5 protein-coding genes and 3 pseudogenes are annotated in these 12,079 nt (G+C 56.9%); 2 read left to right on the forward strand and 6 right to left on the reverse strand.

Annotation, left to right across the window (positions count from 1 at the left end; translation table 11 throughout):
• Positions 1 to 108: 108 nt before the first annotated feature.
• The 4 genes from AC0V6Z_RS01440 to AC0V6Z_RS01455 all read right to left on the reverse strand — a co-directional run bounded on the left by AC0V6Z_RS01440 (position 109) and on the right by AC0V6Z_RS01455 (position 4,732).
• Positions 109 to 681: a VOC family protein gene (locus AC0V6Z_RS01440; protein WP_472639649.1), complete on the reverse strand. Its 573-nt coding sequence runs from the start codon at positions 679 to 681 to the stop codon at positions 109 to 111.
• A complete protein-coding gene (gene hppD, locus AC0V6Z_RS01445; RefSeq protein ID WP_472639650.1) occupies positions 682 to 1,800 on the reverse strand; it encodes a 4-hydroxyphenylpyruvate dioxygenase in 1,119 nt (372 codons plus the stop codon). It abuts the gene before it with no gap.
• A 126-nt stretch (positions 1,801 to 1,926) separates the two neighbouring features.
• Positions 1,927 to 3,453 carry an acetyl-CoA acetyltransferase gene (locus AC0V6Z_RS01450; protein ID WP_472639651.1) on the reverse strand — a complete coding sequence of 509 codons (1,527 nt, stop codon included), beginning with the start codon at positions 3,451 to 3,453 and terminating at the stop codon, positions 1,927 to 1,929.
• Positions 3,454 to 3,463: 10 nt separating this feature from the next.
• A complete protein-coding gene (locus AC0V6Z_RS01455; protein WP_472639652.1) occupies positions 3,464 to 4,732 on the reverse strand; it encodes an acetyl-CoA C-acetyltransferase in 1,269 nt (422 codons plus the stop codon).
• 127 nt (positions 4,733 to 4,859) lie between these two features.
• On the opposite strand from AC0V6Z_RS01455, the pseudogene AC0V6Z_RS01460 reads away from it, so the two are divergent.
• Both AC0V6Z_RS01460 and AC0V6Z_RS01465 read left to right on the forward strand, forming a co-directional pair.
• Positions 4,860 to 5,634 (forward strand): annotated as a pseudogene (locus AC0V6Z_RS01460) (crotonase/enoyl-CoA hydratase family protein).
• Between the two features lie 124 nt (positions 5,635 to 5,758).
• Positions 5,759 to 6,923, forward strand: a pseudogene (locus AC0V6Z_RS01465) (acyl-CoA dehydrogenase family protein).
• A gap of 129 nt (positions 6,924 to 7,052) precedes the next feature.
• On the opposite strand, the gene AC0V6Z_RS01470 reads toward AC0V6Z_RS01465, so the two are convergent.
• The gene (locus tag AC0V6Z_RS01470) at positions 7,053 to 9,725 is read right to left on the reverse strand and encodes a TonB-dependent receptor (protein WP_472639653.1); all 2,673 of its coding nucleotides are present in this window, start codon (positions 9,723 to 9,725) and stop codon (positions 7,053 to 7,055) included.
• Positions 9,726 to 9,951: 226 nt separating this feature from the next.
• A pseudogene (locus AC0V6Z_RS01475) lies at positions 9,952 to 11,974 on the reverse strand (TonB-dependent receptor plug domain-containing protein).
• Between the last annotated feature and the right edge of the window lie 105 nt (positions 11,975 to 12,079).

Consider the following 12,079-nt stretch of genomic DNA (forward strand, 5'->3'; position numbering starts at 1 on the left):
GTTAAGGCGAGGTAAGCATTCGTACGCAGATTCTGCGGTCAAATCTTCATCAATTCTGAGATTTGTGCTATTGAAATGGCACCAAAGTAATGCCGTCAGCTGTTTGAATTAGGCGGAATGTTCTTCGCGCGCCAATTCATGCAGCCAATCGGCGTGACGCGGGGCTTTCTTCGTCTTTGACCATTCATCCAGCATCAGCGGGGCAACCCGCTTTAACTCCGCATATTGCTCGACTGTGCCGATGTCGGCGGCGAGTTCGACGCGGTGACCATTGGGATCGAAGAAATAGATCGACTTAAAAATGCCGTGATGCGTGGGGCCAAGCACATCGATCCCTTGCGCCTCTACATGGACCTTTGCCGCGAGCAATTCGGCTTCGCTACCCACCCGGAAGGCCAAATGTTGGACCCAGGCTGGTGTATTTTCGTCACGCCCCATATCTGGTTGATTGGGCAGCTCGAAAAATGCCAGAATATTGCCGTTCCCCGCATCAAGAAAGACATGCATATATGGATCATAATCACCCGTCGAAGGGACATGATCCTCGGCAAAAGCCGTCGTGTATTCCATGCCCATGACGCGGGCGTACCATTCGACGGTCTCTTTGGCGTCCTTGCAGCGGTAGGCGACGTGATGGACGCCGCCCAGTTTCACGGGATGGGAGTTAGCGGCCGCGCTCATTCAGCTCAGCTCTTTTTCAACATCAAGGACACCGCGCGCGACCTGATCGCGCTCAATGCTCTCAAACAGAGCTTTGAAATTACCTTCGCCAAAACCGTCTTTGTAGTCGCCCACGCGCTGAATGAATTCGAAGAAGACCGGGCCAATACGTGGTTCTGCGAAGATCTGGAGAAGCAAGCGAGGGCTGCCGCCTTCGGTCGTTCCATCTAGCAATATTCCGCGCGACTTAAGCGCTGCTTCGTCTTGACCATGGCCCGGCAGGCGTTCCGACAGCATCTGATAGTATGTCTCTGGCGGAGCAGTCATGAACGGCACATCCAGCTGCTTAAGGCTGTCCCAACATGCAACCAGATCATCACAGATCAGGGCAATGTGCTGAATGCCTTCGCCGTTGTATTCGCGCAGATATTCCTCGATCTGTCCCTTGCCGTTTTCGCCTTCCTCGTTCAGCGGAATGCGGATTTTGCCATCAGGTGCTGTAAGCGCCTTCGAAGTGAGGCCGGTATACTCGCCCTTGATGTCGAAATAACGGATTTCCTGGAAGTTGAAGAGCTTCTCATAGAAATCGGCCCAGTAGGCCATCCGCCCACCATAGACGTTGTGCGTCAAGTGATCGATCAATTGGAAACCGCAACCTTCAGGGTGCTTTTCGACGCCAGGAAGGTATTCAAAGTCGATGTCGTAAATAGACAGGCCTTCGCCCGCTTCATCAGCATAGCGATCAATAAGATAGAGGATCGATCCGCCAATCCCGCGAATGGCCGGAATGCTGAGCTCCATTGGGCCAGGAGCATTGGCAACAGGCTCTGCACCTTGCTCCAATACATGCTCATAAGCAGCGGCGGCATCACGTACACGGAAACCCATGCCGCAAGCGCCAGGGCCGTGCTCACGCGCAAAGTACCAAGCGGCGCTGCGCGGCTCATAATTCACGATTAGATTGATGCCGCCCTGACGCCACAGATTGACGTCCTTAGAGCGGTGCGTCGCTAAATGGGTGAAGCCCATGGCTTCAAAAACAGGTTCGAGCATGCCCTTTTCAGGAGCGCAAAACTCAACAAACTCAAAGCCATCAAGGCCAGCCGGATTATCGAACAGATCAGATGGATGCTTGGTCATGCGCGCGCCTACTCAAGAGCTAGTTGGTTACGTTTGTAACTAAATACTCTGTTCGTGGCACTATGTCAAAGGGCAAACGCACCGATTTTGGAGTGGAACCCCCAGGGCTAGACCCCAACGTCTTTGCTAAACGACGCGCCCAATATTGCGCCTGCGCTTATCCTGAGTGACGGCCAGTTTTGCGCCGAATGGTTGCCCTCCAAGAAAGGCCTTCGCGGTCGCTTCATCGCTGAGATCAGAATTGCCGCTCACACGCTCTCCATTGGCGTTCCGGCCGAGCCAGATGGCATCGCTGCCCGCCTTTGAGTGATTGATCGTATAGCTCTCAACCGTGGCGCTATCGAATGGCCCCTCACCGCGCGGCACTGCATTTGTGGCCATGGGCAGTTTCTCAAACCGGTCATTTGCTGACCAATCTGCGGGCTCGGCCGAGTAAATGCCAGTCGCATATTTGCTCATCCAGCCGCCATTTGCTCCGACCAAAGCGTATGCGCCGCGATTGCTGCGGACGCGCTCCACAGCCTCGCAAATCGCATGGGCTGAGTAATTGTTACCGGCACCGCCAAAGAACGGCAGCCCGCCGGTCAACGTCAGCCCGCGCGGGTCATCATGCGCGATGCCAAAATGCTCGCATTGGTTGAACACTGGGATCGCGAAACAGGAGTAAAAGTCGAGAAATTGCATCTCTGTCATGTTCCTGCCTGCGCGTTCCAATGCTGTCTCAACGCTGGCAATTGAGGCCGGATTGGCGGACAGATCTGGTCGCTGAGACAATTCCAACTCGGTCGCCGATGACACCGCATGGATATGCACCCATTGGTCTTCGGGCACGCCCAGCTCACGCGCTTTTCCGGCACTGGCGAGGATGATCGCGGCCGCTTGGTTCACCTGATCACGGGCAACCGTCATTCGCGCATAGGGTTCTGCAACAATCCGGTTGCGTTCCGTGATTGTTGCCAGTTCTTCGGCTGTGCGCTCTTTGGGGGCCGCTGCATGAGGATTGCTCGCCGCGACCTTGGTAAAAGGCGCAAACAGCTCACCAATCTCGCGGCGATATTCGTCGAGGTTCTTACCTATCTTCGCGCGCCGCGCGTTTTCGGCCAGGGCGTAGAGCGGGATGGCGCCGGTTGCGCCATGCGCGAACAGACCCAGCTCCATCAGCCCGTCATTGCCGAATCCGCGATCTTCGAGCTGCCCACCAACCTCTTCTGACCAGTCTGGCTTCTCGCCCTTCGCCGCTAGAGCGAGAAAGGTGGAGATCGCCTCTGATCCGACAATCGCCGCGCAATCGGATTTGCCAGCTGCAATGTCGCTCGCAAACTCGCCAACCAAATGCTGATTGTACTGGCCGCCAGTGGTCGAGAGGATCGCACGTTCAGGGTCCGCACCCACCCGTTTCGCAAAGCTGCGCGGAACATTATCCGATGCGCCAAAGGGCGGTTGGCGGTCCGGACGCGACATTTCAAACGCCCGGATCGCCGCCAGAGTATCAATCGCCGAAGCAACATCCCCGTCAGCGCCAGTGTCAGCAATGGCCGCCGCGAGAGCCCGCCCTCCCAGATCAGCATAGGACAGCGTTTCATAGCCGGCCTGCTGGACTCGCTCGGAATGTTGACCAACGCCAATAATGACGGGCGTGTTGTCAGCAATCATATACTTAGCCTTAGTCTACGAAGTCGGTCACACGCTCGACAACAATCGCCGGAGCCATACCGCCCGCAGCGCACATCGTGACGAGGCCGTAGCGCTTGTCTTGCCGCTCAAGCTCATCCACCACCGTGCCGATCAGGATCGACCCGGTTGCGCCAATCGGGTGGCCGAGAGCGATAGAACCGCCGTTCACATTGACCTTGTCCCAATCGAGATCGAGATCGCGGACAAATTTGGCCGCCACAACAGCAAACGCCTCGTTGATTTCAAACAGGTCGATGTCGTCTTTGGTCAGGCCGGCCTTTTCCAACACCTTCTTGGCCGCTGGCACCGGCGCGTTGAGCATCAACGTGGGGTCATCACCCATATTCGCCGTGGCAACGATGCGTGCCCGCGGCTTCAGTCCGTTTTTCTGAGCGTAGTCTTTGCTCGCGACCAGAACCGCTGCCGCGCCATCAACCACGCCGGAAGAATTGCCCGCATGGTGGAAGTTCTGAATGTCGACATCAGGATACTTCTGATTGATCAGCCCGCGGAATGTGGTGCCATTGGCATCCAGCGGAACGTCTGCGATCTTGGTGAATGCAGGTTGCAACTCAGCCAGCCCTTCACGCGTGGTTTGCGGACGCGGATACTCATCCTTGTCGAGGATCACATTGCCCTCATCATCGACCACAGGGACAACAGAGTTATTAAATCGGCCCGCCTCGATGGCTTCGGCGGCGCGCTGCTGAGAGCGATATCCGACCTCGTCCAATTCCTCGCGAGTAAAGCCCTCAATTGTGGCAATCGCATCGCCGCAAATGCCCTGATGCGATTGCGGATGAACGCTTTGCAGGCGCTCGTTATAGCTGCCCATCATTGGCGGCTTTATCCCAGCCTTCATCTTCTCCTGCGCCATAGCAGCGGTAAGGCTCATCATCTCTGTCCCGCCTGCAACCACGCAGTCTTCCATACCGCTCATTACCTGAGCGGCCGCCAAACTCACCGAGGTGATGCCGCCGCCACAAAACCGGTCGAGCGTAGTGCCGCTAGAGGTTATGTCATAGCCTGCATCGAGTGCAGCCATCCGGCCAAGATCGCCAGCCTGCATCCCGTCCTGCGTGGAAACCGACCAGATCACATCATCAACTGTGCCGGTGTCCAGGCTGTTGCGGTCCTTGATCGCCCGCATCACGGTTGCCGCGAGATGCTGCGGATGTTCTGCTGCCAAAGCGCCTTTACCCTGCTTGCCAATTCCGCGCGGGGTGCGCACCGCATCGATGATATATGCCTCAGCCATGATTTCCTCTTCCACTTTTCCAAATTGCAGTTGACGTGTCCGTAAACCGCCTGCACCACTGATACAAGAATTCAGTTTCAAATCGAAATGGCAAAATGAACCGCCATCAGAAAAATGGAGAGAGCGAATGAGCGAAGGCGCAACTCAAGAAGTGCTAACCGAGGAACGTGATGGCGTCTTGACCATGACGATCAATCGGCCGGAAGCCAAAAACGCAATGACGAAAGCGGCATCCGAAGCGATTGCCGCAGCGCTAGATCGGCTGGATGCAGAAGACCACCTGCGCGTCGGCATCATTACCGGCGCTGGCGGCACATTCTGCTCCGGCATGGATCTTAAAGGCTTCCTGCGCGGCGAGACCCCGAGCGTGCCGGGCCGCGGCTTTGGCGGACTTACGGAAAAGGGCCCGGCTAAGCCGTTGATAGCAGCTGTTGAAGGTTACGCGCTGGCTAAGCGGAATGGAGCTGATGATCTCTTGCGACCTGATCGTCGCCAACAAGGACTCGAAATTCGGCATTCCGGAGGCGAAGCGCGGCCTTGTCGCCGCAGCGGGCGGCCTCATCAAACTGCCAACCATGATCCCACCCAAGATTGCGATGGAACTGGCACTAACTGGTGAGTTCATCGGTACGGACCGGGCTTATGAATTGGGCCTGCTCAACCATGTGACTGATGGGCCAGCACTCGACGCGGCATTGGAACTGGCCAAGAAAATTACGGCTAATGGTCCGCTCGCGGTCAAGGTCTCGAAACAGATCGTCGCCGAATCCCGCCTATGGGGCGATGACGAGCGCTGGAAAGAACAGGCCAAGCTGATGGGGCCAATCTTCGTTTCGGAAGATGCGCGCGAAGGCGCAGCGGCCTTCGCCGAGAAGCGCGCGCCCAATTGGAAGGGTAAGTAGAAAATAGTTTTTGCTTGAGAGGCCGAGACCACCCCCGCCCTCCACCCTTCCGCCCGGATTATCCCGGTAGGCTCCGGGTGGAAGGGTGGAGGGCGGGGGTGGTCTCGGTGCACAGGAGAGAGAAATGCCAGTCATCAATGTAGCGCAGCCAGAATTCATGGAAGACGAAGAGATTTCGATCTTCGCTGACGCGGTTGGCAAATTTTATCAGCAACATGCGCCGGAAAAGCGCATCCTAAAATGGCGCGAAGACGGTCAGGTAGAACGCGAGTTTTGGAATGAGGTCCAGCGAAGCGGGTCTGCTCGGTGTCTCTGTGCCGGAAGAATATGGTGGGCATGGCGGCGATTTCCGTCACGACATCGTTGTGATCGACCAACAGGCAAAGCACGGCGTCGAAGGCTTTGCCGCCAGCCTGCACAACACAGTGATCCTGCCCTATCTCGTGCGTCACGCCACAGAAGAGCAGAAGAAGAAGTATCTGCCCAAGCTGGTGACCGGCGAGCTCGTCAGCGCGATTGCAATGACCGAACCCGGCGTTGGGTCAGATCTGCAAAGCATCACGACGACGGCGCTTAAGGATGGCAATGGCTACCGCATCAACGGCGCCAAGACCTATATCTCTAGCGGGCAGACAGCCGACTTCATTATCGTTGTCGCCAAGACTGACCCCAATGAACGCGCCAAGGGCATCTCGCTTATGCTGCTCGAAACCGAGGGTGCAGAGGGGTTCCAACGCGGCAAAAAGCTCGACAAGATCGGGATGGACGCGGCGGACACCTCAGAGTTGTTCTTCGACGACGTGTTCGTTCCAGCGGAAAATGTGCTGGGCGGGGTAGAGGGCAAAGGCTTTTACCAGCTGATGGGCGAGCTGCCTCAGGAACGCTTGATCATTGCCATGGGCGCGATGACAGGAATCGAAAAGGCGCTCGAGACCACCATGGAGTTCGTCAAGGATCGCAAGGCCTTTGGTCAGACCATCTGGGATTTCCAGAACACGCAGTTTGTGATGGCTGAGCTGGCTGCTCGCAGCACCGCGGCGCGGGTCTTCGTCAATCATTGCATCGCCTTGCACCTCAAGGGCGAGCTGGATGTGCCCACCGCGTGCATGGCCAAACTCATGGTCACAGAACTGCAGGGTGAAGTCGTCGACAAATGCCTGCAGTTCCACGGCGGGGCTGGCTTCATCAACGACTATCCAATCGCTCGCATGTACCGCGACTGCCGCATCACACGGATCTTTGGCGGCTCAAACGAAGTAATGAAAATGGTGATCGCCCGCGGGATGTAAGGTTCAGCGCACTACGCCGGACAGCACCCACACGGAAAATCTTACATATAAAAAGGGGCGGCTCGCTTATGCGGACCGCCCCTTCTCTTTGCCCTCTCCCAAAGGCAAATTAGCTGATCGACAAAATGGTCAGAACTTTGCTCGCACAGTCACGCCATAGGTGCGCGGCTCTTCGAGGAACGCACTGCGACCCTCAGTGCCCGCAGCGACTGAGCCAACCAATGGAGTGTTGAACGTGATCGCACGCGTCACCTCATTGGTGACATTGCGACCCCAAACCTCGATTGTGTATGTGTCACTCGGATCAGTGAAACCAAGTCGCAAGTTCAGCTTAGCGTTGGCGTCCTGAACGTCGAACGGAATAAGGCCAAGACCGTCTTGCGGATTGGTGCTCGTCCGACGGTCCGATTCATAGCGCAGGTTTGCATTGGCCAGCATGTTCCAGCCACCCCCGCTAATCGGACCATCATAGGTCATTCCAAAGATTCCCACGATTTCAGGTGCGTTGGTTAGCGAGGAACCGCACAACCCAGCAGCCGGATTGGCTCCACCTGCGGCAACAAAGCTTGCATCACAGTTTCCGCCATATTGCGCGTCCGTATATGTGACGGCAACTGAGTTGCTGATGTAATCGGTCCATTGCGCAAACAGCTCAAGCTCAATGCCTTTCGAAGAAACATCATCGACATTGAACGTCTGGAACTGTGTGCCAGTGAATTCGAGCACCTGAAAATCGGCCAGGTCGGAGTAAAACAGCGCGATATTAGCGCGTGCCCGTCCATCCAATAACGTGGATTTCAGACCGATTTCATAAGCATCAATCTCTTCCGAACGGAATCTGGGATCAGCTCCGCCGATCGCAGCCGACGCATCCAGGTTGAAACCGCCCGCTTTGTAGCCGTGCGTAAAACCAGCATAGAGCAGCAGATCCGCATTCGGTTCGTAGCCAACCTGCGCGGTGTAGATAAATTCATCGTCAGTGAACGTATCGTCAAATTCGACAGGCAGGCCTGCCGTCGCAGGGTTGGTTCCACCAAAAGGATCGGCTGGCGCTGCGAACACAAAGCAGTTGAGTGCTGCCCCTGCGCCCGCAATCGCCGGAATTTGCAAAGCGCCTGCACCAGCTGGGCCAAAGATGGGTGCCAGCGCACCGTTAATCGCGTCCAGCCCGGTAGTATCTCCGCCAGCCGCAGCACCAAGTGCCTGTTGAAGCCCGCCAAAGAACGCACGGCTCGCCGCGCACGCATTGCCGGTTGAACTCAGCTGATCGTAGCGAGCATCCTTCTGGTCATCGACATAACGCGCACCCAGAGTGATGCTCAATTCATCCGTCACATTGAAAATGTTGTGAGTGAAGACAGAGAAAGAAGTGCCTTCCTGTTCAAACCGGTTGAGACTTGACTGCGCTGCAATCGGGCTTTGCGCAAAGGCTCCCTGCGCAAAAGCCGCGTCGGTCGGATCAAGAACACCGTTGGAGAAGATTGAACCGGCATCGGCGACACCCTGGAGTGCAAAACCAGGCAGACCGAAGGACTGGCCGATCAGACTGCCAAACTCTGGCCCCAGACCGAGAGCGAACTCCTCGACAATCTGCTCGTCAGAGTAGAACACTCCGACCAGCCAATCGACTACGCCATCAAAGGCATCACCTTGCAAACGTCCTTCGACTGTCCAGGTTTTGATGTCGTCAAACGTGGGCGGTGTTCCGGCTGGGAATGTCGATCCTGACACGGAATAGACGAGCCCCCCATTAAAATCGTCCTGCCGGCTTTCGCCAAGGAAGTCGCGATAGGAGCCGATGATGGTCAAATCAGCACCACCCAAATCCCAGTTCAACTCGGCAGAGACACCCCATTGCTCGATATCGTTCTCGAAGCCCTGTGAGTTCGAAATCCGATCGAGCGGAAATGGGAACTCGTTAGTCGTTAAAGTCCCAGGCGCCTGCGTGCCATTAGGGAAAAGCGCATCTGAAACCGCCTGAGGCGCACCAGTTGCCGGGCGCAGGGTAACCGAATCACAGCAATTCTCATCAGTTTGCTGATAGTCGGCGATCAATCGCAAGCTTAAATCCGCGCTCGGTTCCCACAAAAGTTGGCCACGCAATAGAAAGCGATCTCGGTCGTTCGATTCTGTTCCATTGAACGGATTGGTCACGAAACCATCACGCTGGCGATAGGAGCCGCTAAAGCGAACACCCAACGAGTCCTCTACCAGAGGCGCATTTAATGCGCCTTGGACGTTGATCAGATCGAAATTCCCGTATGTCGCCGTCACTTCGCCGCCAAACTCGTCCAGTTCAGGCAGCTTATGGCGAACGACCAGCGCACCGGCTGTTGTATTGCGTCCAAACAGTGTGCCTTGGGGACCGCGCAGAACCTCTAGCTGAGCCACATCTACCAGCTCGCCAAGAGCGATCCCAGGGCGTGACTGATAGACACCATCGATGAACACCCCAACCGCGCTTTCAAGGCCAATGTTGTTGCCGGTCGTACCTACCCCGCGCAAGCGGATCGAGGTGCCCTGCGATTCCGTTTGAGAGGATTGAATATTAAAACTTGCAGAAACAGCGCCCAGCGTTTGGATATTTGCGATCCCTTGCTGTTCGAGCTGCTGCGGCGTGACCGCCGTCACGGCGATAGGAATATCCTGAACGTCCGATGCGCGCCGCGTCGCGGTAACGATAATTACGTTATCCGGAGCTTCGGGTTGAGCCGACGCTTCTGCGTCTTGCGCGAATGTCGGTACTGTGAATGAACTGCAGGCCATCAGACCAGCGGCGTAAGCCACGAACTTTTTCGTCATAGGTTTCCTCTCCAACAAACCGATGTCTTATTTTTTTAGACCGCAGACTAGTCACGCGCGAATTCAATTCGCAAGGGCGCGGCGCTAGTTCTCAATGATTGATGCAAAAATGCAACATATCGTGCTGCAGCGCAGCAAAAATGCAATTTCTGCTGCGCCTGCGAAATATCCTTGCGGGTTAGTCGGAATTAGTCCGCATGGCCGCTAGATCAGTTTTGCCGCTGAATTAAAAACCGTAACGCAGGCCAAACCACACAGTGCGCGGCACTCCGAGATCAATCGCACCGTTCGAATTGCGGGTGACGATTTCTTCATCCAGCAAGTTCTCACCGCGCAGCACAGCTGAGAATTGCCCGGCAATTGGCACTTGGAAAAACGCATCAAGAGTGGTTGCCGCAGGCAAGGACGTGGTTTCTTGATCGTCCTCGAACTGAGCGCCAGTGTGGCGCAGCGTACCTGCGAGCCGCCAACCTTCGGCTGATTGCCACGCAAGCGTCGCGGAGAAAGCAAGCTCTGGCGTTTGCGGAGGGCGATTGCCGTCGAGCGCGATCGATGCGCCGGATCCGGCGATCTCTGCATCCGTGTAGGCAAGCGAACCGTTGAAGGTCACCTGACCAAATTCGAGCCCAAGCGCGGCCTCAACCCCTTGCGCTTCAATGGCTGGCAGGTTTTGCCGCTGCCGCAAGGTTGGAGTGAGCGTCACGTTTGCAATGGCGTTCTCAACCTGATTATCAAACGCAGTCAAAGCCAGGCTGACATTCTCATTGGGCCGCCAATCCAAACCAATTTCAAACCCTTCGAGCCGCTCATTTTCAAGCGCTGCATTGGCCTGTGTCACAACAGGAAACACCACAAAAGGACGGTACAGCTCGTTCAAGGTTGGCAGTCGCAAACCAGTGTATGCCGCCGCGCGCAGGGCCAAACCGCCGCCAACATCGTAGGATGCGCCAGCACGCCAAGAGAGCGTCCAGTCGCTGCGATCGGGAGCGATCGTTTCGCTGACCGAAACCCCACCTGCATCGACAGCCCGGAAGAAGCCATCGGAGATTACTGTGCGGTCGGCCCGCAAACCACCCGTCAGCAGCAGCGCACCAATCTGCCAATCGTCCTCGACGAACAGGCCGAGATCGCTGTTGGTGCCGCCCGCGCGGCGGCGTTCGCGCAAATTGCCAGTGAAGGCACTGAACGCCTCCTCCTGAAGCTCACCATCAGAGCGGCGATAGTCCACGCCCAGCCGGACATTGTGACCGCCGCCAACCGGCGGGCGCACTTCGATTTTGCCGCCAAGCCCGGTTGAGGGCGTGTTGCGCTGATCAAGCACGCGCACAAAGCGGGTGGAGCTGATCACGATATTGGAGAAATTACGCGCCTGAACATAGGCCAACGCATCAAACTGCCAATCGCCTCGGCCCACGAATCTGATACTGGCGTCTTGGCCTTCGCTGGTCGAGATCAGCACCGTCAAAGCGGAGTGTGCGCGCATCGTCAAAGACCTGCACCCGCGCTTGCAATTCAACGTCATTGGTCAACGGCGCTGCGGCGCGCACTCCGACACTCCAGCTATCAAAAGCAGCCCGCGCTGTTGCGGGTACGCGTTGGTCCTGAGGCGTAGTGAAGAACCCCTGCCCGCGGTCCCACCGGCCGCTCACAACCGCAAAACCGGAGCCTAGATTGGCACCAAGACTGGCGCTCGCTTCGGTTTCCTCACGGTCGTTCACCAGCAGGCTAGCGTTCACCGGACCAAGCGTATCGAGGCCCGCGCTTTCAAGCTCAATCGTGCCAGCCAGCGCGCCCGCGCCAAACGGGCCAGAGCCGCCACCACGCGTAACGCGCACCCGGCCCAATTGCTCCGGTGCGATCGAACTGAGCGGGACGAAACCAAAGAACGGGTCGGTGATCGGCACACCATCAAGCACCACCAATGCGCGGCTTGTCGCATTGCCGCCTAGCGCCCTCAGGGTAACGCCCTGTGCGCTGGGGTTGGAAGAGCGGCTGTCGGAGCGGCGGAACTGCTGGAAACCGGCGACATTGCGCAACGCATCCTCGATCCGGCCAGAACCGGTGGCGATTATCGCATCGCGGTCAATTTCGCTCGACGCATAGACGCCGGTGGATGCTGCCTGCTCCAGCCCTTCACCGGTGACGACAATCACATTGTCATCGACATCGGAACCTTGATCTTGAGCATAGAGCGGGGCGGATAGAACGAGGGGGAGAGCGGCCGAGAGCGACCATCGTATTTTCAACATGGGCAGGCGCTTAGCGCAGCCGCACACGCAAGTCAGTTGCAAAATGCAATCGTGACTCGCTTTTACAGCCATCGTGTGCTTACCTCCACACCAATAGGAGAGAGA

The sequence above is a fragment of the Erythrobacter sp. SN6-5 genome (assembly GCF_057364945.1).

Bases quoted from the DNA above. Each gene is read 5' to 3' on its own strand.
- AC0V6Z_RS01455 (WP_472639652.1), bottom strand. From the start codon at position 4,732: ATGGCTGAGGCATATATCATCGATGCGGTGCGCACCCCGCGCGGAATT.
- AC0V6Z_RS01450 (WP_472639651.1), bottom strand. From the start codon at position 3,453: ATGATTGCTGACAACACGCCCGTCATTATTGGCGTTGGTCAACATTCC.
- AC0V6Z_RS01440 (WP_472639649.1), bottom strand. From the start codon at position 681: ATGAGCGCGGCCGCTAACTCCCATCCCGTGAAACTGGGCGGCGTCCAT.
- hppD (WP_472639650.1), bottom strand. From the start codon at position 1,800: ATGACCAAGCATCCATCTGATCTGTTCGATAATCCGGCTGGCCTTGAT.
- AC0V6Z_RS01470 (WP_472639653.1), bottom strand. From the start codon at position 9,725: ATGACGAAAAAGTTCGTGGCTTACGCCGCTGGTCTGATGGCCTGCAGT.